Below are 26,903 nucleotides of genomic sequence, written 5' to 3'. Positions count from 1 at the left end.
CCGCGGCAGACGTTCACGCACGCGTGCCACGATGCAGGGACCGTGCCCGCTGTCCACGGCACGGCGCGTGTGCGGCGACGCGCGGGCGGTCCGCCGATGTACCGGCAGAAGACGCCATTCGCGTAATGTCAATCAGGCCTGTCTGTTAGAATGACGGTCCCCCGATCCTCCTCGTTTCTCGTCGTTCCGGGTCCTGAACACGTGGTTTCGCGGCCGCCCGGCGTCATCCAGAAACACCCAAGGATCATTTCAGGACTTACCGAACCCGACATGACGACCCCGACCTCCAGCCAAACCGCCCTGATGGCCAACGCGATTCGCGCGCTGTCGATGGATGCCGTTCAACAAGCCAATTCCGGCCATCCGGGCATGCCGATGGGCATGGCGGAAATCGGCGTCGCGCTCTGGTCGCGCCACCTGAAGCACAACCCGAAGAACCCGCACTGGGCCGACCGCGACCGCTTCGTGCTGTCGAACGGGCACGGCTCGATGCTGCTGTATTCGCTGCTGCACCTGACCGGCTACGATCTGCCGATGTCGGAGCTGAAGAACTTCCGCCAGTTGCACTCGAAGACGCCGGGCCATCCGGAAGTGGGCATGACGGCGGGCGTCGAGACGACCACCGGGCCGCTCGGCCAGGGTCTCGCGAACGCGGTCGGCATGGCGCTCGCCGAGGCGCTGCTCGCCGCCGAGTTCAACAAGGACGGCGCATCGATCGTCGATCACCATACATACGTGTTTCTCGGCGATGGCTGCCTGATGGAAGGCATTTCGCACGAGGCGTGCTCGTTCGCGGGCACGCTCGGGCTGAACAAGCTGATCGCGCTCTACGACGACAACGGCATCTCGATCGACGGCCACGTCGAGCACTGGTTCCACGACGACACGCCGAAGCGCTTCGAGGCCTACGGCTGGAACGTGATCCGCGCGGTGGACGGCCATGACGTCGACGCGGTCGACGCGGCCATCGCGCAAGCGAAGAAGTCGGACAAGCCGACGCTGATCTGCTGCCGCACGGTGATCGGCAAGGGCGCGCCGACGAAGGCGGGCGGCCACGACGCGCACGGTGCGCCGCTCGGACCGAAGGAAATCGCCGACACGCGCGCCGCGATCGGCTGGCCGTACGAGCCGTTCGTGATCCCGCAGGAAGTCTATGCGGCGTGGGACGCGAAGGAGCAGGGCGCGCACCTGGAAGCGCAGTGGAACAAGGCGTTCGACGCCTACCGCGCGAAGCATCCGGGAGAGGCCGCCGAATTCACGCGCCGCATGAACGGCGATCTGCCGGCGAGCTGGGCGGCGGACGTGAAGAAGATCATCGAAGGCGCGAACGAGCGGGCCGAAACGGTTGCCACGCGCAAGGCGTCGCAGCAGGCCCTCGAAGGGCTCGCTGCCGCGCTGCCGGAACTGCTCGGCGGTTCCGCCGACCTGACGGGCTCGAACCTCACGAACTGGAAGGCGTCCAGGCCCGTGCGCGCAGCCGGCGACGCGGAAAACGCCAACCCGGACGCGAAGGGCATCCAGTGGGGCAATCACATCAACTACGGCGTGCGCGAATTCGGCATGAGCGCGGCCATCAACGGCATGGCGCTGCACGGCGGCTACCGTCCGTTCGGCGGCACGTTCCTCACGTTCTCGGACTACAGCCGCAACGCGCTGCGCGTCGCCGCGCTGATGAAGTCGCGCTCGATCTTCGTGTTTACGCACGACTCGATCGGTCTCGGCGAAGACGGCCCGACGCACCAGTCCATCGAGCACGTGTCGAGCCTGCGCCTGATCCCGCAACTCACGACGTGGCGTCCCGCCGACACGGTCGAGACGGCCGTGGCCTGGACCGAGGCGATCGGGCATCAGGGTCCGTCGACGCTGATCTTCAGCCGCCAGAACCTGCAGTTCTCGCCGCGCAACGACGTGCAGATCGCGAACATCGCGAAGGGCGGCTACGTGCTGCGCGACTGGAACGACGACATCCCCGCGCGCAAGATCATCCTGATTGCGACGGGTTCGGAAGTGCAACTGGCCATGGAAGCCGTCGAGAAGCTCGCGCAGGAAGGCATCGGCGCGCGCGTCGTGTCGATGCCGTCGACCAATGTTTTCGACAGGCAGGACGCCGAGTACCGTGAGCGCGTGCTGCCGAAGGGCGTCGTGCGCGTGGCGATCGAAGCCGGCGTGACGGATTTCTGGCGCAAGTATGTAGGTCTGGAAGGCGGCGTGGTCGGCATCGATTCGTTCGGCGAATCCGCACCGGCCGGCGCGCTCTTCAAGCATTTCGGCTTTACCGTCGAGCGCGTCGTCGAGACGGCCCGGGCCGCGCTCGCCGGCGTCTGAGTTCAACCGAAGCCCCAGGCGCCCCGCGAACTGGAAGTATTTTTTCAGCCATCAGGAGATAGACCATGACGATTCGCGTTGCAATCAACGGCTACGGCCGGATCGGCCGCAACACGCTGCGCGCCCTCTATGAAAACGGCAAGAAGCATGACATCGAGATCGTCGCGATCAACGATCTCGGCGACGCCAAGACGAACGCGCACCTGACGCAATACGACACGGCGCACGGCAAGTTCCCGGGCGATGTGAAAGTGGACGGCGACTACCTCGTCGTGAACGGCGACAAGATCCGCGTGCTCGCCAACCGCAACCCGGCGGAACTGCCGTGGGGCGAGTTGAACGTCGACGTGGTGATGGAGTGCACCGGCTTTTTCACGACGAAGGAAAAGGCGAGCGCGCACATCAAGGGCGGCGCGAAGAAGGTGATCATCTCGGCGCCGGGCGGCAAGGACGTCGACGCGACCATCGTCTACGGCGTGAACCACAACGTGCTGAAGGCGTCGGATACGGTCATCTCGAACGCATCGTGCACGACGAACTGCCTCGCGCCGCTCGTCAAGCCGCTCAACGACAAGATCGGCCTCGTGAACGGCCTGATGACGACCATCCACGCGTACACGAACGACCAGGTCCTGACCGACGTGTATCACGAAGACCTGCGCCGCGCGCGCTCGGCCACGCACAGCCAGATCCCGACGAAGACGGGTGCCGCATCGGCGGTGGGCCTCGTGCTGCCGGAACTGAACGGCAAGCTCGACGGCTACGCGATCCGCGTTCCGACGATCAACGTGTCGGTGGTCGACCTGTCGTTCATCGCCGCGCGCGACACGACGGTCGACGAAGTCAACAAGATCATGAAGGAAGCGTCGGAAGGGGCGTTGAAGGGCATCCTCGGCTACAACGACGCGCCGCTCGTGTCGATCGACTTTAACCACAACCCGGCGTCGTCGACCTTCGACGCGACGCTGACCAAAGTGTCGGGCCGGCTGGTGAAGGTGTCGAGCTGGTACGACAACGAGTGGGGCTTCTCGAACCGCATGCTGGACACGGCTGTGGCGCTCGCGAACGCGAAGTAAATCGGCGAGCGCTCTGCCGCTCGACACGCGCAGACTAAAAAGCCGCTCCTCGGAGCGGCTTTTTTTCGTCTGATGCTTTCGTCAGGCCTTCAGCGGCACCGGAAAATGCACGCCCGCGCGCTGCGCCGCATTCACGATATGCGTCTCGATCGCGCGCCCCGCGTGCTCGCTGTCGCGCGCCTTGAGCGCTTCGACGATCGCCGCGTGCTCGTGATACGTCGACAGCACGAGTTCGCGCCGGTAGAACGGCAGCCGCTGGCTTTCCTTCATGATGTCGGCGCTGCCGCGCAGGATCGATTCGATGGCCGCGTTCCCGGCGAGACTCACGATGCGCATGTGGAACGCGAAGTCGAGCTGCGCTGCCTCCTCCAGTTCCGACGCGGTGAGCGCACCCTGCAGCGAGTCGAGGTTGTCCTGCAGCCAGGCGATGTCGATGTCGCCGATCGAATGCGCCGCCAGCCGCGCGACGAAGCCCTCCAGCGCGAAGCGCATCTGATAGGTGTCGGGCAGCGATGCCTGGTCGGCGAAGCGCCACGCGTGCGAACTGGTCGCCTGCGCGCTGCTCACGTAGACCCCCTTGCCCGGCCGGATATGCAGCATGCCGAGCGCTTCGAGCGTCGACAGCGCCTCGCGCAGCGACGCCCGGCTGATCGCGAGTTCCTCTGAAAGCTGCCGCTGCGCCGGAAGCAGGCTCCCCACCGGATAGACGCTGGATTCGATCCGTTCGCGAATGGTCGCGATGGCGGCATCGGTGACGGTGTGCGGAACGCTTTTCATAAGACGAATCAAGTTAGCCCGGTCTGACCGCCATTGTAGGCGCAGCTTCGCACGGCGTCTTGCACTCTTTGCCAGCTATCGTCGCAGTTCGTTGATAACGCGGGTAAACCGGTACCGCGCCGTCCTTGACTGGACTATATCGGTTTCCTACTATTCCTCATCACAGCACTGGTCCGACCAGTCGGAACAGTTGCCGGATAGTCCCGATAGAGAGAGTTGACGACGAGGAGAACGGTCGTGTTGAGATTCCTGAATTCGCTGTTTGGCAGGGTAATGATTGCGCTGGTCGTGGGTGTCGTGGTGGGGGCGCTGTTTCCGCATTTCGGCCAGTCGCTCAGGCCGCTCGGCGACGGCTTCCTCAAGCTCATCAAGATGGTGATAGGGCCGATCGTGTTCTGCGTCGTCGTGAGCGGGATGGCGAGCGCGGGCGATCTGAAGAAAGTCGGGCGCGTCGGCCTGAAGGCGGTGATCTACTTCGAAATCATGACGACGCTCGCGCTGGTGATCGGCGCGCTACTCGCCTGGTTCACGCGTCCCGGCGCGGGCATGAACGTCGACCTGCATTCGCTCGATGCCGCCTCGCTCACCACCTACACGGAACACGCGAAGGGCCTGAAAGACACGGCCGGCTTCCTGCTGAAGATCATCCCCGATACCGCGATCGACGCCTTCGCGAAGGGCGACATCCTGCAAGTGCTCGTGTTTTCCGTGCTGTTCGGCGCGGCGCTCTCGCTGCTCGGTGCGAAGGGACGCGTCGTGTCGGGGGTGATCGAGGAACTGTCGCATGTGTTTTTCCGCATCATGGGGTTCATCATCAAGCTCGCGCCGCTCGGCGTGCTCGGCGCGATCGCGTTCACGACCGGCAAGTACGGGGTCGATTCGCTGAAGCAGCTCGGCATGCTCGTCGTGGTGTTCTACGCGAGCTGCTTCCTGTTCGTATTCGTCGTGCTCGGCATCGTGATGCGGCTGGCGGGCTTTTCCATCTTCAAGCTCGTGCGCTACCTGCGCGAAGAATTGTCGATCGTGCTCGGCACGGCTTCGTCGGATGCGGTGCTGCCGCAGATCATGCGCAAGCTCGAATGGATGGGCGTGAAGGATTCCACCGTCGGGCTCGTGATCCCGACCGGCTACTCGTTCAACCTCGACGGCTTTTCGATCTATCTCACGCTCGCGGTCATCTTCATCGCCCAGGCGACCAACACGCCGCTCTCGATCCACGACCTGATCGTCGTCGTGCTCGTGTCGCTCGTGACCTCGAAGGGCGCGCACGGCATCCCGGGCTCCGCGATCGTGATTCTCGCCGCGACGCTCTCCGCGATTCCCGCCATCCCCGTGCTCGGCCTCGTGCTGATCCTTCCGGTCGACTGGTTTGTCGGCATCGCGCGTGCCGTGACCAACCTGATCGGCAACTGCGTCGCGACGGTCGTCGTGGCTGTCTGGGAAAAGGATATCGACCGGGCTCGCGCCAAGCGCGTGCTCGATCAGGACGCCGACTTCCTCTTCGTGCCGGCGCCGAAAAACGCGGGCACCCACGAAACCGCGCACGCGGCGTAACCCTCACCACTCAACCGATTTCAAGGAACCGACCATCATGGCAAACCCGATCCTCGACGCCGACGCTCCCGCCTTCACGCGCCGCTACATGAATCTCGCCGATCCGCGGCTGGGCGCTGCGGCACTCTTCGCGAGCGACGAATTCTTCGCGCCGAAGGAGCGCATGCTCGATCCGCAGCCGGCGGTGTTCATCCCCAGCAAATACGACGACCACGGCAAGTGGATGGACGGCTGGGAGACGCGCCGCAAGCGCACGACGGGCCACGACTTCTGCATCGTGAAGCTGGCGCGGCCGGGCACGATTCACGGCATCGACATCGATACGAGCCACTTCACCGGCAACTTCCCGCCGGCCGCATCGATCGAGGCGTGCACGAGCGACAGCCCGAACCCGCAGGAAGACGGCGACTGGCGCGAGATCGTGCCCGCGACGACGCTGCAGGGCAACCGCCACCACTATCTCGACATCGCCGACGCGCGCGCGTACACGCACCTGCGCGTGAACATCTACCCGGACGGCGGCATCGCGCGGCTGCGCGTGTACGGCCAGCCGAAGGCCGACTGGTCGCGTGTCGCGCGCGGCACGCTGCACGACCTCGCCGCGATTGAAAACGGCGCGTACCTGGTCGCGGCGAACAACCAGCACTTTGGGCCGGCCTCGCAAATGCTGATGCCGGGGCGCGGCGTGAACATGGGCGACGGCTGGGAGACGCGCCGCCGCCGCGAGCCGGGCAACGACTGGGCGATCGTCGCGCTGGCGCACCCGGGCGTGATCCGCGCGATCGAAGTCGACACGGCGCATTTCAAGGGCAATTTCCCCGACCGCTGCTCCCTGCAGGCGGCCCGCGTCGCGGGCGGCACCGACGAGTCGCTTGTCACGCAGGCGATGTTCTGGCCCGTGCTCCTGCCCGAGCAGAAGCTGGCGATGGACAACGTGCATCGCTTCGAGCAGGAAGTCGCGGCGCTCGGCCCCGTGACGCACGTGCGTTTCAACATCTTCCCGGATGGCGGCGTGTCGCGGCTGCGCATCTTCGGCGACATCGAGTAAGACGCCATGAAATCGCTCACGCTGGAACTCCTGACGCGCGAGGCGTTCGCGCCGTTCGGCGACGTCATCGAACTGGACGGCGCCCGCCATTTCCCGATCAATGGCGGCACGACCGAGCGCTTCCACGATCTGGCCCGCGTCGATGTGGGCCGCGACGGCGGCGGCCGCCCGCTCATCAACGTGTTTCGCGGGCAGCCGCGGGTGCAGCCGGTCGAAATTTCGATGATGGAGCGGCATCCGCTCGGCAGCCAGGCGTTCCTGCCGCTTGGCGGCGTGAAATGCCTGATCGTGGTGGCGCCGGCGGGCGAGTTCGATCCGGCGGGGCTGCGCGCGTTTCACACGCGCGGCTGGCAGGGCGTCAACTACGCGCGCGGCGTCTGGCATCATCCGCTGATCGTGCTGGAGCGCGAGGGCGATTTCATCGTCGTCGACCGGGGCGGCAGCGAGCCGAACTGCGACGAAATCGACCTGCCCGAGCGCTACGTGCTCAGCGGCGCCTGCGCGGACAAGCAGGTCGCATGAAGCATGAAAAAACCGCCGCCCATCGAGCCGATGGGCGGCGGTTTCTTTTTTTGTCGCGCCGCGACCGCGTGTCAGGTGGTGTCAGCGGGCGTCGGCGGATGTCAGTGCTTGCGATGCGGGCAGTTTTCCTTCGTGCACGCGCCATACAGCGCGAGCGCATGCTCGTGCAGCTTGAAGCCGCGTTCCTTCGCGATCGCCTGCTGGCGGCTCTCGATTTCACCGTCGAAGAACTCTTCCACACGGCCGCAGTCGAGGCACACCAGATGGTCGTGATGCGTCCCCTCGTTCAGTTCGAAAACAGCCTTGCCGGATTCGAAATTGCTGCGCGTCAGCAAACCGGCCTGCTCGAATTGCGTCAGCACCCGATACACAGTCGCGAGACCGATATCCAGCTCTTCGTGAAGCAGGTTCCGGTACACGTCTTCGGCCGTCAGGTGGCGCACGGGGCTGTGCTGAAAGATCTCCAGAATCTTGAGGCGCGGCAGGGTCGCCTTGAGCCCGATATTTTTGAGATCGGAGGGATTGGTCATGGCTAGGCATCCCTAGAGTACAATTCAAGGTTCTCATAGTAATGCGTTTTTACCGTTCCGGTCATCTTCGAACGAAATAGCGCGGCCTGAAAACGCCTCGCGTGAAGGGTGAAATGTTTCCAAAATCTTTATTGAATCGCCGGGAGAGCCGTCGTATGCGGGGAACCTTGATCGCTGCCGCACTGGCCGCCGCACTCGCCGGCTGCACGGCCTACGACAGCGTCACGCAGCGTATCGCGCAGAGCATCACGCCGTACCGGATCACCGTCGTGCAGGGCAATTTCGTGTCGCAGGAAGCCGCGAGCCAGATGCAGATCGGCATGTCGCGGGACCAGGTGAAGGCGCTGCTCGGCACGCCGCTCCTCACGGACATGTTCCACGCCGACCGCTGGGATTACGTGTTCTATTTCAAGCGCGGCTCGACGTCGGTGGTCCAGCAGCGTGACTTCGTCGTTCACTTCGCGGGCGACCGCGTGACCAGTTGGGCGGGCGGCGAAAACCTGCCGTCGAACCTGGAACTGCTCGCCGAAATCGACGGCGACAAGGGCCGCAAGCTCGCAGCGGCGACGGCCGCGCCGGCGGTCGTCACGGCGTCTGCGGCGACCGCGGCGTCGGGCGCGCCGGCCGCGTCTGGCGCGACCGCGGCGGTCACGGCTCCGCCCGCCGAGCCGTCCATCGATCCGGACACCTCGGCCGCGTTCGCGGGCGACGCGAACCAGCAGGCCGCGCAGGCCGCCAATCGCGCGACCACGGCCGTGCAGTCGCCCACCGGCCGGGTTCAGTCGTCCTCGCGCGTGCATGTGCCGCAAACGGCGGGTCAGGCGCCGGGCATCGCGAGCCCCGGCAATTCGCAGATCCAGCTGAAGCGTCAGCCGCAGCAGATCAACATTCCGGACAGCAGCGCGGTCGGGCCGGGCAGCACGTCGCCGGCGCCGGCACCCGCCAATGCGGCCGGCCAGACGCAGTTCTACCTGCCGTCGCAAGGCAATCCGAGCAACTGAAGCAATTCAATCGGGAACGGGCAGGGGTGTCCTGCTGTCCCTCTCCGTGGAAGGGCGCGCCGTGCGCGCGTGCCGTTCCGATCCACGCCATCACACGCCATCACGTGAGACAGCCATGAAAATCGCCATCGCTGGCGCATCCGGCCGCATGGGCCGGATGCTGATCGAAACCGTTCTCGACGATGCGAACGCCACGCTCGCCGGCGCGCTCGACCGCCCCGGCTCGCCGCAGCTCGGCCAGGACGCGGGCGCGTTCCTCGGCCGCGCGACGGGCGTCGCGCTGACCGACGACGTCGAGCGCGTGTTCGCCGACGCCGAGTTCCTGATCGACTTCACGCGGCCCGCGGGCACGCTCGAGTACCTGGAAGCGGCCGTGCGCCACGGCGTGAAGATGATCATCGGCACGACCGGCTTCGACGATGCCCAGAAGGCGCAGCTGCGCGCGGCGGGCGAGAAGATCGGCATCGTGTTCGCGCCGAACATGAGCGTCGGCGTGAATGTGACCCTCAAGCTGCTCGAATTTGCGGCGAAGCAGCTCGCCGAGGGCTACGACATCGAAATCATCGAGGCGCATCACCGTCACAAGGTCGACGCGCCGTCGGGCACCGCGCTCGCGATGGGCGAGGTCGTCGCCCACGCGCTCGGCCGCGACCTGAAGGACTGCGCCGTGTACGGGCGCGAAGGCGTGACGGGCGAGCGCGATCCGTCGACGATCGGTTTTTCCGCCATCCGCGGCGGCGATATCGTCGGCGACCACACGGTGCTCTTCGCGGGCATCGGCGAGCGCATCGAGATCACGCATAAATCGGCGAGCCGCCTTTCGTACGCGCAGGGCGCGCTGCGCGCCGCGCGCTTCCTCGCCGAGCGCGACACGGGCTTCTTCGACATGCAGGACGTGCTCGGCCTGCGCTGAGCCGTCCCGAAAAACTGGCCATGGCGGACACCGGCGTAATCCACTACCTGCAATCCGGCGACGGCGTGACCCACGGCGTCGCCGGGGTGCTGCTCGCGATGTCGGTGGCGAGCTGGTGTTTTCTCGTCGTGAAGGCGTGGATTCTCGCGCGCGCGAAGCGCCAGGGGCCGCGCGCGCTGCAGCGCTTCTGGCAGGCCGCGACGCTCGCCGACGGCATCGCCGTCCTGCGGGCGGCGGACCGCGAGCGCGTCTTTCTGCCGCTTGCCGAAGCCGCGTGGCGCGCCGCCGAGACCGACGTGCCCGGCGCGCTGCTTGCGCGCGTGGAGCGCAGCGAACGGGTCCTGCGGGCGCTGCGGCAGGCGTTGCTCAGCTCGCAGCGGCGCCTCGAATTCGGCCAGGTGCTGCTCGCGTCGGTCGGCAGCACGGCGCCTTTCGTCGGACTGCTCGGAACCGTCTGGGGCATCTACCACGCGCTCGTCAGCATCGCGGCGAGCGGCCAGGCGATGATCGAGAATGTCGCGGGGCCGGTCGGCGAGGCGCTCATCATGACGGCGTTCGGCCTCGTCGTGGCGATTCCGGCGGTGCTCGCGTACAACGTGCTCGGCCGGCTCGTGCGGCAGATCTCCGAGGAACTCGACGGTTTCGCACACGACCTGCACGCGTACGTGTGCGGCGAGAGGGAGTGACCAACATGGCGTTCGGCGGACTCGAAAAGAAACCGAACGGCTCGCCGATGGCGGACATCAACATGACGCCGCTCATCGACGTGATGCTGGTGCTGCTCGTGATCTTCATCATCACGGCGCCGCTCTTCACGCACGCGATCCGGCTCGATTTGCCGAAGGTGTCGTCGCAGGCCGTGCGCGAGACGCCGGACACGATCACCCTTTCAATCGACGACGAGGGGAAGCTCTACTGGAACGACAAGCCCGTCACGGCCGACGAGATGCGCTCGCGGTTCGCCGAGGCGGGCAAGCGCGCGTCGCGGCCCGAGATTCACCTGCGGGCGTCGAGCGCGACACGCTACGAGGTGATCGCGCAGGTGATGGGCGCCGCGCAGCAGGCGGGGCTCGACCGGATCGGGTTCGTCACGCAGCCGAAGGCCGGGAAAGCGCAATAGCCGCGCGGCGGGCCTGCGCGCCGACCGCTCGGGCCTCCGCTTTGTACTCGTTCCCGCGGCGCTTTCACGCCGATCGCGGCCAAAACCCGCGCAAACCTGTCGCCAAATGTCAGCAACGCCGACGGATACGCCCGCGTGGCGAGCCGACCACGCGTGAGCCGCGCGCCGCCGGACGGTATAATCGCCCTTTGCCTGATCGGCGCGTCCGTCAAGACACAAGACCCGAGCCCCAGGGCGAGCAACCCCGCGCCCGACGCGTCCGAACCGGCGCGTCCGACCGCGGCGGGGCCAAGCCAGTATCCAGCATCAGCCGAACAGCCAACCACACCATGCACGATAAATACGTACCCGCCGACGTCGAATCCGCCGCGCAGAGCGACTGGCGCGCGAAAGACGCGTACCGGTCGACGGAAACCACGACCAAGCCCAAGTTCTACTGCGTCTCGATGCTGCCGTATCCGTCGGGCAAGCTGCACATGGGCCACGTGCGCAACTACACGATCAACGACGTGATGTACCGGTATCTGCGGATGAACGGCCGCAACGTGCTGATGCCGATGGGCTGGGACGCCTTCGGCATGCCCGCCGAGAACGCCGCGATGGCGAACGGCGTGCCGCCCGCGAAGTGGACGTACGACAACATCGCGTACATGAAGAAGCAGATGCAGTCGATGGGGCTCGCCATCGACTGGTCGCGGGAAATCGCGACCTGCTCGCCCGAGTACTACAAGTGGAACCAGTGGCTGTTCCTCAAGATGCTGGAAAAGGGGATCGCGTACAAGAAGACGGGGACCGTGAACTGGGACCCGGTCGACCAGACGGTGCTCGCGAACGAGCAGGTGATCGACGGCCGCGGCTGGCGTTCGGGCGCGCTCGTCGAGAAGCGCGAAATCCCGATGTACTACCTGCGCATCACCGATTACGCCGACCAGCTGCTCGCCGACCTCGAAGGCCTCGGCTGGCCCGAGCGCGTGAAGGTCATGCAGCAGAACTGGATCGGCAAGAGCTACGGCGTGAATTTCGGCTTTCCGTATGAAATCGACGGCGAGGCGAAGCTCCTGCGCGTGTTCACCACGCGCGCCGACACGATCATGGGCGTGACGTTCGCGGCCATCGCCGCCGAGCATCCGCTTGCCACGCGTCTTTCGCGCGACAACGCCGGATTGCAGGCGTTCATCGAGGAGTGCAAGCGCGGCGGCGTCGCGGAAGCCGACATCGCGACGATGGAAAAGAAGGGCATGCCGACCGGCTTTTACGTCACGCATCCGCTGACGAAGGAAAAAGTCGAGGTGTGGATCGGCAACTACGTGCTGATGACCTACGGCGAAGGCGCGGTGATGGGCGTGCCGGCACACGACGAGCGCGATTTCGCGTTCGCGAAGAAATACCAGTTGCCGATCAGGCAGGTCGTCGCGCTCGAAGGCAAGACGTATTCGACCGACGCCTGGGAAGAATGGTATGCGGATAAAGCCGCCGGCCGGCTCGTGAACAGCGGCAAGTACGACGGCCTCACGTTCGAGCAAGCCACCGACGCCATCGCCGCCGACCTGAAGGCGCCCGGCTTCGGCGACAAGCAGGTCACCTGGCGCCTGCGCGACTGGGGCATTTCGCGACAGCGCTACTGGGGCACGCCGATTCCGATCATCCACTGTCCGGGTTGCGGCGACGTGCCGGTGCCGGAACAGGATCTGCCGGTCGTGCTGCCCGAGGATCTCGTGCCGGACGGCACGGGCAACCCGCTGGCGAAGTCCGAGGCATTCGTGAACTGCGCGTGCCCGAAGTGCGGCGCGGCGGCGAAGCGCGAAACCGACACGATGGACACCTTCGTCGACTCGGCCTGGTATTTCTCGCGCTACGCGGCGCCGGACGCGAAGAAGATGGTCGACGAGCGCACCGATTACTGGATGCCGATGGACCAGTACATCGGCGGGATCGAGCACGCCATTCTTCACCTGCTGTACTCGCGTTTCTGGACGAAGGTCATGCGCGACATGGGTCTCGTCAAGTTCGGCGAGCCGGCGAAGAACCTGCTCACGCAGGGCATGGTGCTGAACGAAACGTACTATCGCGAGGACGCGGCGGGCAAGAAGACCTGGTACAACCCGCTCGAAGTCACCGTGTCGCACGACGACAAGGGCCGCCCGGTCGGCGCCGTGCTGATCGCGGACGGCCAGCCGGTCGAGCTGGGCGGCGTCGAGAAGATGTCGAAGTCGAAGAACAACGGCGTCGATCCGCAAACGCTCATCGACCAGTACGGCGCGGACACCGCGCGGCTTTTCGTGATGTTCGCCGCCCCGCCGGAGCAGTCGCTCGAATGGTCGGGCACGGGCGTCGAAGGCGCGAGCCGGTTCCTGCGCCGCGTGTGGCAATACGCGCACGGCCAGGCGGAGGCGCTCAGGCAGCACGCGAAGCTCGAGGTGTCGAAGCTGAACGACAGCGAGCGCACGCTGCGCCGCGAAATCTACACGGTGCTCAAGCAGGCCGATTTCGACTACGGCCGCCTGCAGTACAACACGGTGGTGTCGGCGGCGATGAAGATGCTCAATGCCGTCGAAGGCGCGAAGGACGCGGGCGCAGGCGTGCTCAACGAGGCGTTCGGCGTGCTCCTGCGCGTGCTGTATCCGGTCGTGCCGCACGTCACGTTCCAGCTGTGGTCGGAACTCGGCTACGCGAGCGAGTTCGGCGGATTGCTGGATGCGCCGTGGCCGAAGGTGGATGAAGGCGCGCTCGAGCAGGCCGAGATCGAGCTCGTGCTGCAGGTGAACGGCAAGGTGCGCGGCGCGCTGACGGTCGCGAAGGACGCGCCGCGCGAAGACATCGAAAAGGCTGCGATCGCGCACGAGATGTTCGCGAAGTTCTCGGAAGGCCGCGCGCCGAAGAAGGTCGTCGTGGTGCCGGGGCGCCTCGTCAACGTGGTGGTTTGACGCCGCCTTGAAAACCATGGGAGTCGATGTGAGCGGGAAAGTCGTCGAAGGGGACGCGCGTGAAGCGCCGGAGGGTGCGGGCATCAGCAGACGGTCGTTTCTGGCGCTCGCCGGCGGCGCGCTGGCGCTGTCCGCATGTGGCTTCCAGTTGCGCGGCCAGCAGGACTACGCGTTCAAGCGGCTCGCCGTTACGGGCGGCGCGCCACCGATGGTCGCGCGGCTCGAACGCGTGGTGCAGGGTGGCAGCGACACGGTGATCGTGAAGCCGGCCGAGAGCCCCGAAGCGATCCTGTCGCTCTCCGAGGGGCGCGCCCAGCGCACGCTCAGCCTGAATTCGCAGGGCGTCGTGCAGGAATACGAGCTCGTGTACAACCTGACCTACTCGCTCAGGGGCGCTGACGGCACGCTGCTGATTCCGCCGAGCGTGATCGCGCTGAATCGCGCGATGACCTACAGCAACCAGTTCGCGCTCGCGAAGCAGCAGGAAGCGGATCTGCTCTATCGCGACATGCAGTACGACGCCGTCGACCAGCTGACGCGCCGGCTCGCGGTCGTGCGCTCGCTGCATCCGGCTCCGGGCGAGCAGACGCCGGGCATCGCGCCGCGTGCGCCGCTGCCCACGCCGCCGCTTTAACCGCCGCCCATGCAACTCAGGCTCGACGCGCTCGACGCGCACCTCGCCAAAGGCCTCAAGGGCCTGTACGTCGTCTTCGGCGACGAGCATCTGCTCGCCCAGGAAGCGTGCGACCGCATCCGCGCGGCGGCCCGGGCGGGCGGGTTTACGGACCGGTCGGTGTTCACGGTCGAGCGCTATTTCGACTGGAGCAGCCTCATCGGCGCGAGCCAGTCGATGTCGCTTTTCGGCGACCGTCAGCTCGTCGAGCTGCGCATCCCGAACGGCAAGCCCGGCAAGGAGGGCGCCGACGCGCTGAAAACGATGGCGTCCGCCGACAATCCCGACGTGCTCACGCTGATCACGCTGCCGCGGCTCGACGCCGCGACGCAGAAGGCCGCGTGGTTCGCCGCCATCACCGGTGCGGGCGTGGCCATCAAGGTCGACCCGATCGAGCGCGCGCAATTGCCGATGTGGGTCGGACAACGGCTCGCGCAGCAGGGCCAGCGCGTCGCGCCCGGAGAGGAAGGGCGGCGCGCGCTGCAGTTCATCGCGGATCGCGTCGAGGGCAATCTGCTCGCCGCGCATCAGGAAATCCAGAAGCTCGGGCTGCTGTATCCCGCCGAGAGCGTCCTCACCTTCGAACAGATCCATGATGCCGTGCTGAACGTCGCGCGCTATGACGTGTTCAAGCTCAACGAAGCGATGCTGACGGGCGACGTCGGGCGGCTCGCGCGCATGCTCGACGGCCTGAAGGGCGAGGGCGAAGCGGCCGTGCTGGTGCTCTGGGCGCTCGTGGAGGAAGTGCGCACGCTGCTGCGCATCAAGCGCGGCGTCGCGGCGGGCAAGCCGCTCGCCACGCTGTTGCGCGAAAATCGCGTCTGGGGGCCGCGTGAGCGGCTGATCGGCCCGGCGCTCGCGCGCGTGACGGAAAGCGCGCTCGAAAAGGCGCTGTCGCTCGCGGCGAAGCTCGACCGGCAGGTGAAAGGGCTGTCGGGCAGCACCGGACAGAAGGGGAGCGAACCCCCGCCGAATCCGTGGGACGGCATGTTCGAACTCGCCATGACCGTCGCTCATTCAGGCGGCGGGACGCCAGGCGGCGCGGCGGCGCCGGGCCGACCTCGTCGCTGAAACGCGCATCGGCTTAGAATGACCTATCCGGCGTCCCGTTTGCGGCGCATTTGGCTCCCGCACCGAAGCGCCCCGTTGCGGCGCTCGTGCAAAGACCGCTCCCTTTCCGGGCGGCGGCAGGACAGTTGAGACCCACGATGAACATCGACCAGTACATGACCGATCTCGGCCATCGCGCGCGCAGCGCGTCGCGCGCGATGGCGCGGGCGTCGACCGCTGCGAAGAACGCGGCGCTCGAAGCGGTGGCGGACGCGATCGTGCGCGAGCGCGACGCGCTGAAGGAAGCCAACGCCCGCGATCTCGCGCGCGCCCGCGACAAGGGCCACGACGCCGCGTTCATCGACCGCCTGACGCTTTCCGACAAGGCGCTGAGCACGATGGTGGAAGGCTTGCGGCAGGTCGCGAAGCTGGCCGACCCGATCGGCGAGATCAGCGGCCTGAGGTATCGTCCGAGCGGCATCCAGGTCGGCCAAATGCGCGTGCCGCTCGGCGTGATCGGCATCATCTACGAATCGCGGCCGAACGTGACCATCGACGCCGCGGCGCTCTGTCTCAAATCCGGCAACGCGACCATCCTGCGCGGCGGCTCCGAGGCGATCGAGTGCAATACGGCGCTCGCGAAGCTGATCGGCGAAGGGCTGGCATCGGCGGGGCTCCCGCAGGACGCGGTGCAGGTGGTGGAGACGCCGGACCGCGCGGCGGTCGGCAAGCTCGTCACGATGACCGAATACGTCGACGTGATCGTGCCGCGCGGCGGCAAGGGCCTGATCGCGCGCCTGATGGAAGAAGCGCGCGTGCCGATGATCAAGCACCTCGACGGCATCTGTCACGTCTACGTCGACGACCGCGTGGACATGTCAAAGGCGCTGGCCATCTGCGACAACGCGAAGACGCATCGCTACGGCACCTGCAACACGATGGAAACGCTGCTGGTGGCGCGCGGCATTGCGGCCGAAGCGCTGCCCGCGCTCGCCCGCGCGTTCCAGGCGAAGGAAGTCGAGTTGCGCGTGGATGCGGCGGCGCGCGCGGTCCTGGAAGCAGCGCAGGTGAGCGGTCTCGTCGACGCCACCGGGGAAGACTGGCGCACCGAATACCTCGCGCCGGTACTCGCGATCAAGGTGGTCGAGAACGTCGACGAGGCGATCGGGCACATCAACGAATACAGTTCGCACCACACCGATGCGATCGTCACCGAAGACCACGACCGCGCGATGCGTTTCCTGCGCGAAGTGGACTCGGCAAGCGTGATGGTGAACGCATCGACGCGGTTCGCCGACGGCTTCGAATTCGGCCTTGGCGCGGAAATCGGCATCTCGAACGACAAGCTGCATGCGCGCGGGCCGGTCGGGCTCGACGGCCTCACCTCGCTCAAATACGTGGTGCTCGGCCACGGCGAAGTACGTCAATAAAGTCAATAAGAACGAAGGCCGTCAACCGATGCTCTGGATCAAATCGCTGCATATCGTACTGATCGCTTCGTGGTTCGCGGGCCTTTTCTATCTGCCGCGAATTTTCGTGAATCTCGCGATGGAGAAGGACCCGGCCGCGATCGCGAGACTGCTTCTCATGGCACGCAAGCTGTTTCGCTTCATGACGTTCATCGCCGTGCCGGCGCTCGCGTGCGGGCTGTGGCTGTGGCTCGTGGTCGGCATCGGGGCGGGGCAGGGCTGGCTGCACGCGAAACTGACCATCGTGGTGTTGCTGATCGCGTATCACGCGTATTGCGGGCGCCTTCTCGCGACGTTCCAGCGCGGCGAAAACCGTCGCTCCGACAAGTGGTACCGCATGTTCAACGAACTGCCGGTGCTGGGCCTGCTGGGCGCGACGCTGCTCGTCGTCATCAAGCCTTTCTGAGGCACGTCTTCACGCGAGCCGCCGGAGCCACTTCCGGCGGTTCGTCCGTTTAGTCGGTGTTCCCCGTCCAATCGTGAAAGTTCGTCTGATCGCGCAATGCGATCGGAATTCGGACGACTCTCGTAGTCAGCCGACTTCAGATATGGACAATCCCCTGCGCATTTGAGCCGATTCCGGATTCGAAGCCACTGTGGCTTCGAATCCGGCGAAGTGCCGTTCCCGCGCGCGTGTTTTCGTCTGATGCGCGGGCCCGGGGCGCGAGGCTCGTGCATGCAGGTCCGATACGCGCATTCATACAGATTCGTTACGGATTTCTTATGAATTGCGATTAAGACGCTTCTTATACGTCGATCGTAGCGCACTACGGATAATGCGCTTCCCGCAGAGCGGCGTTCGCGGGTCGAACCGACGACCGCGGTTTCGCGGGGAACGGATCGCGGATCGCACGCCGCGATGAGTCGATCCGCGCCGCATGCAACCGACGCATCACCTGCACACCGGACACGGGGCGTCAAGCCTTGTCCGGTGTGCTCAACCGCGCAGCAACAAGCCATGAAAAGTGAAGCTCCGGGCGCAAGTTCGCCCGCTCAACCGGCCACCGGGCCAGCAGCTCTGCCGTTAGCCAGGAAAGTCGACGATACCTTGCTCAAGAGCCTTCTCTGGATGACGGCTCATCACGGCAAGCCGGCCAGCGAGGACGCGCTGGTCGCGGGACTGCCGGCCGGCCGCTTCATAGCGCCGCAACAGGCGCAGCTCGCGCTGGAGGGCGCCGGGTTCGCTGCGGGCGTCGTCGAGCGGCATCTGCACGAGATCACGCCGATGCTGTTGCCGGTCATCCTCTTTCGGAAGGACCACGGCGGCTGCATTCTGATCGGACGCTCGCCGGAGCGGGTCAAGGTCGAGCGAACCGGCACAGAAGGCAAGGACAAGGCAGACACCGAAGACGAATACGAGACGGCTTACCTGGTGGTGATGCCCGAGGTGGGTTCGCAGATCCTGACGATCGGCGCATCGACGCTCAAGGAGCACTACGCGGGCTTCGCGATGCTGGTGAAGCCGCTCGGCAAGGTCGATGCCCGCGCGGGGCAGCCGGAAGCCGAGAGCAAGGGCCACTGGCTGCTGAGCACGCTGTGGCGCTACCGCCGCTATTATTCGAGCGCCGCGCTCGGCGCGCTGCTCATCAACGTGCTCGCGCTCGCGAGCACGTTCTTCACGATGAACGTCTACGACCGCGTCGTGCCCAACCAGGCGTTTGTGACGCTCTGGTCGCTCGCGATCGGCGTCTCCGTCGCGATGCTCTTCGAGTTCATCGCGCGCATCGTCCGCGCGCATGTGCTCGACGTTGCCGGCAAGAAGGCCGACCTCGTCATGGGCGCGCTCCTGTTTCGCCGTGCAATGGCGATCCGCATGGAGCACAAGCCCGCGTCGTCGGGCTCGTTCGCCAACCAGTTGCGCGAATTCGAATCGGTGCGCGATTTCGTCGCGTCGGCGACGCTTGCGACCATCTCCGACCTGCCGTTCACGCTTCTGTTCGTCGCGGTGATCTTCATGATCGGCGGCCCGCTCGGCTTCGTGCCGCTCATGATGATTCCGCTGATCGTCGGCGTGAGCATCGCGATCCAGTGGCCGCTCGCGAAGACGATGAAGGAGAATCTGCGCGAGTCGTCGCTCAAGCAGGGCCTGTTGATCGAGGCCGTCGAAGGCATCGAGACGCTGAAGGCGACGGGCGGCGAGCGCTATATGCAGGAGCGCTGGGAACTGTTCTCCGCGCTCGCGTCGAGCACGTCGATGAAGTCCAAGCGGCTCTCGACGCTTGCCGTGAACTTCGTGACCTGGATGACGCAGTTCGAGACGGTGATCATGGTCGTCGTCGGCGTGTACCTGATCGCGGACGGCAAGCTGACGCAGGGTGCGCTCATCGGCTCGGTGATCCTCGGCAGCCGCGCGCTCGCGCCGCTCGGGCAGGTGGCCGGGCTCGCCGTGCGCTTCCAGCAGGCGAAGGCGGCGCTCGATTCGCTGAACAAGCTGATGGCGCGGCCGGTCGAGCGCGATCCCGAGGTCGAGTATCTGCACGATCCTGCGATCACGGGCGCGCTGGAACTCAGCGGCGTGGGATTTCACTACCCGTCGCCGAACGGCATGCCGGTGCCCGACTTCCTGAAGAACATCAATATCAGTATCCAGGCCGGCGAGCGAATTGCGATTCTCGGGCGCGTGGGAAGCGGCAAGTCGTCGCTGCTGCGCGTGATGGCGAACCTCTATCGGCCGACCACGGGGCAGATGTTCAGCGCGGGCATCGACGTGGCGCAGATCGATCCGGCCGACTGGCGCGCTGCGGTCGGCTATGTCGCGCAGGACAGCCGGCTCTTTTACGGCTCGCTGCGCCAGAACGTGATGATCGGCAGGCCCGATGCGAGCGTGCACGAACTGCTGCGCGTCGCAAAGCTCACGGGCGTCGACGCGATCGCGGCCGCGAGTCCGATGGGCTACAACATGCAGATCGGCGAGAACGGCGACGGGCTGTCGGGCGGCCAGCGCCAGCTGGTGGCACTGGCCCGCTGCCTGATCGCACGGCCCACGCTCCTCCTGATGGACGAGCCGACGAGCGCCATGGACACGCAGACGGAGGCGGCGTTCATCGCCGATCTCGCGCAGGCGACGCATGGGCAGACGCTCGTCGTGGTCACGCACCGTCCGTCGCTGCTGCAACTGGTCGACCGGGTGATCGTGGTGGATGCAGGGAAAATCGCCGCCGACGGTCCCAAGGAGGCGGTGCTTGCCGCGCTGCGCGCGCCGGCGAGCGCGGCCGCCCAGCCCGCGGCGCAGACGCGGTCCGCTCAGGCGCTTCAGCCTGCTCAACCCGCTCAACCCGCTCAACCCGCTCAACCCGCTCAACCCGCTCAACCCGCTCAACCCGCTCAATCCGCCCAGGCGCCGCAGCCGCATCAACCGTCCCGGCCGTCTGTCGAGGCCACGGAGAACGCCCAATGAATCTGCCCCAACTGTTCCGCAAGCGCGGTGGCGCATCCGTACCGGTTGCGGGCGGCCGTCGGGCGGCCAGCCGCATCCATCCCGCCGACGCTGCTTACATGAACGACCTGCGCGAGTCGCAACTCGCCCAGTCGATTCCGGGCACGCGCGCCGTGCTCTATCTGCTGGCGGCCGTGATCGCCGGTGGCCTCGTGTGGGCGAAATTCGCGCGCGTCGAGGAAATCACGCACGGCGAGGGCAAGGTGATTCCGGTGAGCCGCGAACAGCTCATCCAGAGTCTCGAAGGCGGCATTCTCGCCGATCTGCACGTGCGTGAAGGCGACGTGGTGGAGAAGGGTCAACTGCTCCTCAATATCGACCCCAAGCGCGCCGATTCGGCCTACTCGGAAGGCCGCTCGAAACTCGTCGGCCTGCGCGGCACGGTCGCGCGGCTGCGCGCCGAAGCGTTCGGACAGGCGCTCGCGTTCCCGCCCGACGTGCTTGCCGACAAGAGCGTCGTGCAGAGCGAGACGCTCGCGTATCAGGCGCGGCGCAAGGCGCTTTACGACAGCGTCGCGTCGCTCGAGCGCAGCTACGGGCTGGCGATGAACGAGATCAACATGACCGAGCCGCTCGCGAAGCGCGGTCTCATCTCCGAAACCGAGGTGCTGCGCATGAAGCGCAGCGCGAACGATCTGCAGGCGCAGATCGTCGAGCGCCGCAACAAGTATCAGGCCGATGCGAACGAACAGCTCTCGCGGCTCGAACTGGAACTGGCGCAGACGAAGGAGAACCTCGTCGGCCGCGCTGACGTGCTGCAGCGCACGACCATCGTCGCGCCCGTGAAGGGCACCGTGAAGGACATCAAGGTGACGACCGTCGGCGGCGTGATCCAGCCCGGCGCCCAGATCATGAGCATCGTGCCTTATGCGGACCAGCTGATCGTCGAGGCGCGGGTCAAGCCGCAGGACGTGGCGTTCCTGCGCCCGGGGCTTCCTGCGACGGTCAAGATATCCGCCTACGACTTCGGCATCTACGGCGGCCTGAAGGGCCACGTCAAGCTGATCAGCCCCGACACGCTGCAGGACGATCACGCGGCGCCGGGCAAGCCCGATGCCATCTATTACCGCGTGCAGGTGCTGACCGAAAACAGCGAGCTGGTCGCTGGCGGAAAGCGCCTGCCCATCATCCCGGGCATGACCGGAACCGTCGAAATCCGCACTGGGGAGAAGACCGTTCTGTCTTATTTGCTGAAGCCCATTTTCAAGGCGCGCGAAGCGTTTCGCGAGAGATAAGCAGCCATGCAAAAGCGAAAATCCGCGGCGCGCAATGCGCTTTCATATGAGCGACGCGCACCCGACGCGCGTGGCCGGGGCGCGCGCCTGCGCGGGTCGGGGGTACTCGTCGGTGCCGGAGTGATGGCGCTCGCGTGCGCTCCATCGCGCTCGCAGGCAGCTTCCGCCCTCGATGCAATGCCGTGGGTGCCCACTCATGTGCCCGTCACGCAGCCCGGAGCGATCGCGCAACCCGCGGCGCCGGTGAGCGCGAGCGCCGGCGCTCTTCCCCCCGCGACACCGGAGCGCGCGGCTGTCAGCGTCGATGAAGTGCATCGCCAAGCGGATCCTTCACCGGCGCTTCGCGCCGTGGCGGCTCCGACCACAACGGAATCGGCCAGTGCGGACATGCGCACGGTCGCCCGACCTCCGCAGGCGTCGTCGCTGGCGGGCGCGGGCGAGGCCGCTCGGCAGCTATCGGCGGCTGCGCCGGAGGAACGCAACCTCGCCGCGGTGCCGTCATCCGCGCCGGTCTCGCCGGAAAAGCCGGTTGCGACCCGGAAGTCGTACTACGCGTTCACGCCGGGTCTGTCGTTGCCGGAATCGACGAGTACCGTCGAGCAGCCGAGCGCAAAGCACTTCTCCAGCACTGCGGCCGGCGTGCAGAGCCCCATCGCTCGCGATTCGGGCGCCACGGTTCAGCGGACGCAAGCGGGCCCGCTCCCCACGAGCCGGCTCCCGAAATCCGGGCTCGGGAACTCGGCGGCCGAATCGCTCAAGTCGCTCGCATCGGACCCCGTCGTCCGGGGCGAGGACGTGACGTTCGCATTCCCCGACGCCCCGGTACCGGCGAAAAAGCGAGCACAACGCGGCAGCGGCGCCGTCGAGGAGGCCTATTCGCAATGGCTCGGCGACAGCGCGATCGGCGTGCGCGACGTCGCAGGCGGCCCGCCGGTGCCCGAGCAGGCGGTGCGTAGCGCGTTGCGCCAGGCGGCGGATCTTGCCGCTGAGCGCAGTGCGGAAGTGCGCCAGGCGCGCGCGGACTGGGAGGCGGCAGGCTACGACACCGACGAGGCAAAGGGCCGCCGCTGGCCGCAAGTGCAGATCGGCGGCTACTCGCCTTCCATCAGGGATTCCGGCACACGCTACGACGACTACAACCGCGCCTACGCCAACGTCAACATCTCCACCAGGGTCTACGACTGGGGCAAGACCAGCAAGACGATCGAAAGCCGGAGCAGGACGGCGGACGCGGCGCAATACAAGTACCTTGCGACGGCCCAGGCGAATGCGTACGACATATCGTCGAATCTCGTCGAGCTGGCGAAGAACCGCGCCGCGTACGCGATCGGCGTCAATTACGTGAAGCGCATGCGTGCGCTCGTCGACATGCTGGTGGAGATCGTCAAGGTTGATCCGGGCCGCTCGAGCGAGTTGACGCAGGCGAAGGCGCGTCTCCTTCAGGCTCAGACCACACAGGATGCGGTCGCGACGCGAGTGCGTGAGCTGGAGCTCGCGGTGCGCAAGCTGGTCGGCGATCAGCCGACGCCGATGCCCGGCGGCATTCACTGGCAGATGAGAGTCGCCGCCGTGGAAGACGCCGTGGCGGCGATCGCACAGAATCCGACCGTCGCGCAGGCTGGCGCCGAGCAGGCCGCCGCCGATGCCTACGCGAAGGCGGTCCGTGCGTCCGGCTTGCCGGAGGTGAACTGGGTCATCACCAAATCGACGGGACGCGACACGTTCGGCTCGCGCCAGCCGTGGCAGACCATGCTGCAGCTTTCGTGGTCGCCGTTTCAGGGCGGCAGCCAGCGCGCATCGGAACGCGCGGCGCTGGCGCGGGCGGACTCGAGCGGCGAGAAGAAGGAGCAGTTGCGCCTCGATGCCGAATACAACGTAAGGCAGGCTCATCACGACGCGCTGGCGCTCGCCGAGCGAGCGCGTCTCTACGCCGAGGTAGCGGATGAGTCCGAGCTCGTGCGCAAGCAGTTTTTCGAGCAGTGGTATCACCTTGGACGACGCACGCTGCTCGATGTGCTGCTCGCGGAGAGCGACTTCTATAACAATCAGGTAGCCGAAGTGACGACGCAGTTCGACGCTTATCAGTCAGTGCTCAAGCTGCATCTCAGCAGCGGCACGCTGATGGAGTGGTTGAACGGAACGTGACGCCTGGCGCGGATCGCGCAGACTGAAGCGGGAAAGAGAAAAGCCATCGATGCAAATGCATCGATGGCTTTTCTCTTTGCGGAATCGACTCATCGCTGAAGTGGGCGATGCGATGCGCAACGATGCGCAAGTGACCCGGTGTCGATGGGACATTTGAGTTGCTTGAAAGCAACGTCGGAACACATTAAGACGTTTCCCGGTATCTCGAAAATGCCGGAGCGCAGCGGAACCGTATACCCGCGCCCGTTGCCCCGCTTGCCTTTGCCGATCGTTTTCACGGGGCGATGACCCCGCAAAGGACCATGCTCCTCTCAAAGATTCTTTCCCGCGCGCGCGGTGACACGAAATTAGGAGTTTTCGTGTTAAGCGCCACCCCGCCAATACCTATAGTTCGCCAGCGTTCCGAAATGGGCAGGTTCCGCCGTGAACGGCTTGTTTCTTCGCTGTGCTCAGTGAAGGCGCTGTGCATGGCAAAGAGCGTCGAGTGCTTTCAATCGAGTATCGAAAAAGTACTTGGTCATCCGTAACAAGGGATGGCGACCGATCGCTGTGCTGTGCCGTGAGGCGAATTTTCTTAATTTTGTTGGGGTTAGCAATAGTATGAACAAGACATACAAGTCTGTATGGAACGAAACGACAGGGACCTGGGTCGCCGTCTCCGAGCTGGAAAATGGGCGCAGCAAGAGCAAACGTGCAAGGACTGCGATCTCGAAGGCGATTCTCGCTCAGGTTGCAGCGGGCGGGCTGAGCCTCGCGGGCGCGTCGGCGGCTATGGCCGGTCCGATCGTCGAAGGGACGGCTACCGGCACGAATGCCACCGCAATCGGTTCGGAGTCTCTCGCCGACGTCGCTGACGGTGTCGCGATCGGCACCGGTGCATCGGCAAATGCCGACACGGGAGCAAACGCGTCGAAGACGGGCGCGGTCGCGATCGGCAACGCCGCTGAAGCCTATGGTTCGGGCACGGCCGTTGGCACTGGCGCGAGCGCGGGCTCGGACAGCCTGGCAATCGGCAGCGGTTCGAGCGCATCGCTGAAGAGCATTGCGATCGGCGCGAACGCACGCTCGTTCAACACGTCGGCGGTTGCGCTCGGCGAAAGCGCGTCGGCAGGGGCCGCGAAGTCGCTCGCCCTCGGCGCGAACAGCAATGCAATGGCAGCAGGCGCTGTCGCGCTGGGTAGCGAGTCTGTCGCCAATCGCGCGAACACGATCTCGGTGGGCAGCGCGGCGATCAAGCGCCAGATCGCCAACGTGGCCGACGCCACGCAGGACAACGACGCAGTCAACCTGAGCCAGTTGAAGAAGGTCGGCTTGACCACGGACTCGAGCGGCAACGCGACGAACGCATTCGTCGCGTACGACGCGGGTTCGTCGAATGCCACCGTGACGCTCGCGGGCGCATCGGGCACGAAGATCACGAAGCTGAAGGCCGGCGACGTCGCTGCGTCGAGCACGGACGCGATCAATGGATCGCAGCTCTACAACGTGGCATCGAGCGCGGCGGACGCGATCGGCGGCGGCGCGGCCGTGGGCGCGGACGGCAAGATCAGCAAGCCGACCTACACGATCGGCGGCGAGCAGGTCACGGGCATCGAAGCCGCGCTGAACAAGGCGGCGTCTGGCGGGACCGAGTCTGTTCAGTATGACTCGACGGCGCACGACAAGGTCACGCTGGGCGGCGCAGGCAAGCCGGCAGTCAAGCTGACGAACGTGGCGGACGGCACGGCCGACTCCGACGCGGTCAACGTGAAGCAGATGAACTCGCAGATCACCAAGATCACTGAGACCGTCACCCCCGCCGTCGATACGCTGAAATACATGTCCTTCTCGCAACAGACGGGCGAGAACGCGCTTGCACGAGGTGTCAATTCGGTTGCGGTCGGCGGCAATTCCTATGCGACGGGTGACCAGGCGCTCGCGTTCGGTGCCAGCGCACGCTCGACGTCGGACAACTCCGTTGCGGTCGGTTATGGCGCACAGGCAAGCCGTAATAACTCCGTTGCACTTGGTGCGAACTCGGTCGCCTCGGGTGAAAATCTGGTGTCGGTCGGTAGCACGACGCTGAAGCGCCGCATCGTCAATGTGGCCGATGCTACAAGCGACAATGACGCGGTGAATCTCGGCCAGGTCAAGACGCTGCTGGCCCAGCCCCAACAGGCACCGGTGAGCCGCGCCGCGGTGATGCGGGCCGCTTCAAGCCTGACACCGGACAAGCTGATCGCGTCGGGTCCCACCGTCAACACAACAAACTCTATCGAAGCACTGGGTACGGACGCGATCGCGGTGGGTCTGACCGTGACTGCGAACGGCAAGCGCTCGGTGGCGGTCGGTTCGAATTCGGCGGCAACTGCCGAAGGCGCGGTGTCGGTCGGTTACGGCACGATTGCGGGCTCGGTTAGGTCTGCGGCGTTCGGCCATCAGGCGAACGTGGTGGCTGACCGCGGTCTGGCGCTGGGCTACCTGGCGACCGTCAACACGAGCGGCGTAGATGCGATCGCCATCGGTTCGGAATCGCAGGCGAACAGCGACAGTTCGATCGCCATCGGCCGCCAGAGCATCGCCGACGGCAAGTTGAGCGCCGCACTCGGTAACGAGACCACGGTTTCCGGCGACGGGTCGTTCTCGCTCGGTAACAGGAACTCGGTGACGGCGGCGAACACGTTCGTTCTCGGCAACAACGTCACGAAAACGACCGGCACGAACACGGTCGTTCTCGGCTCCGGCAGCGACGGCTCGCTGAGCAACGTGATCTCGGTCGGCGCGAAAGGCTCCGAGCGCAAGATCGTCAACGTGGCATCGGGCGCGGTTAATGCCACCAGCACGGACGCGATCAACGGTTCGCAGTTGTACAACACGGCATCGACGACGGCGGCAGCGCTGGGCGGCGGCGCAGCGGTTGGCGCGGACGGCAAGATCAGCGCACCGACGTACAACGTCGGCGGCAAGGACTACGCGGACGTAGGCAAGGCGCTGGATGCAGTGGCGGCAAGCTCCGGCGGCAGCGCAGCGGATGCGGTGAAGTACGACACGTCAGCACATGACAAGGTGACGCTCGGCGGCACGGCAACTGCGGCGCCGGTGGTGCTGGCCAACGTGGCGGCGGGC

20 protein-coding genes are annotated in these 26,903 nt (G+C 65.9%); 18 read left to right on the top strand and 2 right to left on the bottom strand.

From position 1 onward, the window contains the following. The first annotated feature begins 270 nt into the window (after nucleotides 1–270). Together tkt and gap are read left to right on the top strand one after the other, a co-directional pair. Entirely contained in the window at nucleotides 271–2,325 is a 2,055-nt protein-coding gene (gene tkt, locus BG61_RS10560; protein WP_035927626.1) for a transketolase, read from the top strand. A gap of 65 nt (nucleotides 2,326–2,390) precedes the next feature. Further along, nucleotides 2,391–3,401 carry a type I glyceraldehyde-3-phosphate dehydrogenase gene (gene gap, locus BG61_RS10555; RefSeq protein ID WP_035927628.1) on the top strand — a complete coding sequence of 337 codons (1,011 nt, stop codon included), beginning with the start codon at nucleotides 2,391–2,393 and terminating at the stop codon, nucleotides 3,399–3,401. A gap of 81 nt (nucleotides 3,402–3,482) precedes the next feature. Here gap and BG61_RS10550 read toward each other — a convergent pair whose 3' ends face one another. Beyond that, nucleotides 3,483–4,178 carry a FadR/GntR family transcriptional regulator gene (locus BG61_RS10550; RefSeq protein ID WP_035927632.1) on the bottom strand — a complete coding sequence of 232 codons (696 nt, stop codon included), beginning with the start codon at nucleotides 4,176–4,178 and terminating at the stop codon, nucleotides 3,483–3,485. 237 nt (nucleotides 4,179–4,415) lie between these two features. Between BG61_RS10550 and BG61_RS10545 the strand changes: the two genes are divergently transcribed. The 3 genes from BG61_RS10545 to BG61_RS10535 are packed head-to-tail and all read left to right on the top strand — an operon-like array spanning nucleotide 4,416 to nucleotide 7,302. Beyond that, nucleotides 4,416–5,732 carry a C4-dicarboxylate transporter DctA gene (locus BG61_RS10545; RefSeq protein WP_035927979.1) on the top strand — a complete coding sequence of 439 codons (1,317 nt, stop codon included), beginning with the start codon at nucleotides 4,416–4,418 and terminating at the stop codon, nucleotides 5,730–5,732. A 37-nt stretch (nucleotides 5,733–5,769) separates the two neighbouring features. After that, on the top strand, nucleotides 5,770–6,780 hold the full coding sequence (gene alc / locus BG61_RS10540; RefSeq protein WP_035927635.1) for an allantoicase: 1,011 nt from the start codon (nucleotides 5,770–5,772) through the stop codon (nucleotides 6,778–6,780). Nucleotides 6,781–6,786: 6 nt separating this feature from the next. Next, nucleotides 6,787–7,302 (top strand): ureidoglycolate lyase, encoded by a 516-nt coding sequence (locus BG61_RS10535; RefSeq protein ID WP_035927637.1) that lies wholly within the window; start codon nucleotides 6,787–6,789, stop codon nucleotides 7,300–7,302. 101 nt (nucleotides 7,303–7,403) lie between these two features. On the opposite strand, the gene fur is transcribed toward BG61_RS10535, so the two are convergent. Beyond that, entirely contained in the window at nucleotides 7,404–7,832 is a 429-nt protein-coding gene (gene fur / locus BG61_RS10530) for a ferric iron uptake transcriptional regulator (protein WP_035927640.1), read from the bottom strand. 155 nt (nucleotides 7,833–7,987) lie between these two features. Between fur and BG61_RS10525 the strand changes: the two genes are divergently transcribed. The 13 genes from BG61_RS10525 to BG61_RS10465 all read left to right on the top strand — a co-directional run. Further along, nucleotides 7,988–8,833 carry an outer membrane protein assembly factor BamE gene (locus tag BG61_RS10525; protein WP_035927642.1) on the top strand — a complete coding sequence of 282 codons (846 nt, stop codon included), beginning with the start codon at nucleotides 7,988–7,990 and terminating at the stop codon, nucleotides 8,831–8,833. Between the two features lie 115 nt (nucleotides 8,834–8,948). Continuing rightward, nucleotides 8,949–9,746: a 4-hydroxy-tetrahydrodipicolinate reductase gene (dapB, locus tag BG61_RS10520; protein WP_035927645.1), complete on the top strand. Its 798-nt coding sequence runs from the start codon at nucleotides 8,949–8,951 to the stop codon at nucleotides 9,744–9,746. A gap of 20 nt (nucleotides 9,747–9,766) precedes the next feature. Continuing rightward, nucleotides 9,767–10,432, top strand: a complete 666-nt coding sequence (locus tag BG61_RS10515) for a MotA/TolQ/ExbB proton channel family protein (RefSeq protein WP_035927648.1) — start codon at nucleotides 9,767–9,769, stop codon at nucleotides 10,430–10,432. A gap of 5 nt (nucleotides 10,433–10,437) precedes the next feature. Beyond that, on the top strand, nucleotides 10,438–10,866 hold the full coding sequence (locus tag BG61_RS10510) for an ExbD/TolR family protein (RefSeq protein WP_035927651.1): 429 nt from the start codon (nucleotides 10,438–10,440) through the stop codon (nucleotides 10,864–10,866). A 329-nt stretch (nucleotides 10,867–11,195) separates the two neighbouring features. Further along, the gene (leuS, locus tag BG61_RS10505) at nucleotides 11,196–13,790 is read left to right on the top strand and encodes a leucine--tRNA ligase (RefSeq protein ID WP_035927653.1); all 2,595 of its coding nucleotides are present in this window, start codon (nucleotides 11,196–11,198) and stop codon (nucleotides 13,788–13,790) included. 82 nt (nucleotides 13,791–13,872) lie between these two features. Next, on the top strand, nucleotides 13,873–14,424 hold the full coding sequence (locus BG61_RS10500) for an LPS-assembly lipoprotein LptE (protein WP_035927981.1): 552 nt from the start codon (nucleotides 13,873–13,875) through the stop codon (nucleotides 14,422–14,424). A 9-nt stretch (nucleotides 14,425–14,433) separates the two neighbouring features. Continuing rightward, nucleotides 14,434–15,534 carry a DNA polymerase III subunit delta gene (gene holA, locus BG61_RS10495; RefSeq protein WP_035927657.1) on the top strand — a complete coding sequence of 367 codons (1,101 nt, stop codon included), beginning with the start codon at nucleotides 14,434–14,436 and terminating at the stop codon, nucleotides 15,532–15,534. A gap of 137 nt (nucleotides 15,535–15,671) precedes the next feature. After that, complete coding sequence (locus BG61_RS10490) at nucleotides 15,672–16,943, top strand: glutamate-5-semialdehyde dehydrogenase (RefSeq protein ID WP_035927660.1); 1,272 nt, start codon at nucleotides 15,672–15,674, stop codon at nucleotides 16,941–16,943. Between the two features lie 28 nt (nucleotides 16,944–16,971). Continuing rightward, entirely contained in the window at nucleotides 16,972–17,388 is a 417-nt protein-coding gene (locus BG61_RS10485; RefSeq protein ID WP_035927663.1) for a CopD family protein, read from the top strand. Nucleotides 17,389–18,030: 642 nt separating this feature from the next. After that, the gene (locus tag BG61_RS10480) at nucleotides 18,031–20,379 is read left to right on the top strand and encodes a type I secretion system permease/ATPase (RefSeq protein WP_063740971.1); all 2,349 of its coding nucleotides are present in this window, start codon (nucleotides 18,031–18,033) and stop codon (nucleotides 20,377–20,379) included. A 98-nt stretch (nucleotides 20,380–20,477) separates the two neighbouring features. Next, nucleotides 20,478–21,653, top strand: coding sequence for an HlyD family type I secretion periplasmic adaptor subunit (locus BG61_RS10475; protein ID WP_370818046.1), 1,176 nt, complete (start codon nucleotides 20,478–20,480; stop codon nucleotides 21,651–21,653). Between the two features lie 6 nt (nucleotides 21,654–21,659). Then, nucleotides 21,660–23,798 carry a TolC family protein gene (locus tag BG61_RS39715; protein ID WP_081868032.1) on the top strand — a complete coding sequence of 713 codons (2,139 nt, stop codon included), beginning with the start codon at nucleotides 21,660–21,662 and terminating at the stop codon, nucleotides 23,796–23,798. A 600-nt stretch (nucleotides 23,799–24,398) separates the two neighbouring features. Beyond that, nucleotides 24,399–26,903, top strand: a 2,505-nt coding sequence (locus tag BG61_RS10465) for an ESPR-type extended signal peptide-containing protein (protein ID WP_035941649.1), incomplete at its 3' end; no start/stop codon positions are given.

It is taken from the genome of Caballeronia glathei (assembly GCF_000698595.1).
Taxonomy (GTDB): domain Bacteria; phylum Pseudomonadota; class Gammaproteobacteria; order Burkholderiales; family Burkholderiaceae; genus Caballeronia; species Caballeronia glathei.
The sequence above is the reverse complement of the archived record's forward strand: the minus strand, read 5'-3'. Positions and strand labels throughout refer to the sequence as shown.